The 1,059-nt window shown below is 45.8% G+C and carries 1 rRNA gene; it reads left to right on the top strand.

Going from position 1 to position 1,059, the window contains the following annotated elements:
- Positions 1 to 186 precede the first annotated feature (186 nt).
- A 5S ribosomal RNA gene (rrf, locus tag ACYVIL_RS20545) occupies positions 187 to 302 on the top strand.
- Positions 303 to 1,059: the final 757 nt, after the last annotated feature.

Raw genomic sequence — 1,059 nt, 5'->3', positions numbered from 1 at the left:
TCTACTCGCTAAAGGAAAAGCGAAAACAGTCAACCGTCAGTTTAAAAGTATTGGTGTTGTAAGTGTGACAAGACAACATAAAATAGGCTCTGAATAAGAGTAAGAGTACGCAACTCGATTTGATTATGATATCGCTTTTCCGAATTTGTTAATGTTTTGCCCAAACGGCGAAACAACGAGTTAATGTCTGGCGACCTTAGCGACACGGTACCACCTGATCCCATCTCGAACTCAGAAGTGAAACGTGTTAGCGGCGATGGTAGTGTGGGGTTTCCCCATGTGAGAGTAGCACATCGCCAGACTCCCATTAGAAGAAAGGCTACCTGTTTAGGTAGCCTTTTTTTATGCCTGCGATTTACCTAACGAAGCGCCTTTATGAGCAATGATATAGGTAGCCTTTTTTATGCCTGCGATTTACCTAACGAAGCGCCTTTATGAGCAATGATATAGGTAGCCTTTTTTTATGCCTGCGATTTACCTAACGAAGCGCCTTTATGAGCAATGATATAGGTAGCCTTCCTTCTAAGCGCTGCCGCGCAAGAGCCATCAACGGGGAAACCTAACCCCTCGGTGCGTTATGCAATACCTGTCCACGTAATAAACTGCTAGGTGTCAACCTTCCCTGGTGCTACCTCCAGCCCGACATCCATGTCGGTCGTGCGCTCGGGCGGAACTGCGTTCCTAAAACATCCTCGCTCACCCCCATGTGAGAGCACATATAATGGTGTAGCTCGGGCTTTAGCCCGTGGAAAAGGCGCACTGGCAAAAATACCAGCCTACATTCTTAATGGTGTAGCGCGGGCTTCAGTCCGTGAAAAAGGCACACTGGAATAAATACCAGCCTACATTCTTAATGGTGTAGCTCGGGCTTCAGCCCTTGGAAAAGGCACGCTGGCAAAAATACCAGCCTACATTCTTAATGGTGTAGCGCGGGCTTTAGCCTGAGGGATCCCCACAAATAAAGAAGATAAGTGCCTGTAATTGCGTTATTTTGTTTCTACCAAAAAATAAAAAAACACCAAAACAGGCACCTAAGATGACATTATTGAATATCCAAGA

The organism is Aliiglaciecola aliphaticivorans (genome assembly GCF_054782055.1).
Note: the sequence above shows the minus strand (reverse complement) of the source record. Positions and strands in the feature narration are given on the sequence as shown.